The organism is Nocardioides abyssi, from assembly GCF_030412915.1.
GTDB lineage: Bacteria > Actinomycetota > Actinomycetes > Propionibacteriales > Nocardioidaceae > Nocardioides > Nocardioides abyssi.
On the sequence record NZ_JAUHJR010000209.1, the window covers coordinates 1 to 274 of the forward strand.

Sequence of the window (274 nt, forward strand, 5' to 3'; positions counted from 1 at the left end):
AGCACCGGGAAGGCGTCGGGCAGCCGCGGGTCGAAGGAGAGCCGGCCACCGTGGTCGCGCATGCCGGCGAAGCCGTTGACCAGCGCCGCCCACACCCCGCCCGCCGACGCGACGTGCAGGCCGTCGTCCGTGTTGCCGTGCAGGTTGGCCAGGTCGACGTGCAGGGCCTGGCGGAAGTAGCCCCAGGCGGCGTCGGCGTAGCCGACCTCGGCCGCGACCACCGACTGCACCACGGCCGACAGGGTCGAGTCGCCGGTGGTGATCGGGTCGTAGT

1 pseudogene is annotated in these 274 nt (G+C 73.7%); it reads right to left on the reverse strand.

The window, feature by feature from the left end:
* Positions 1-274: pseudogene (locus tag QWY29_RS20515) on the reverse strand (glycoside hydrolase family 65 protein); the annotation flags it as partial.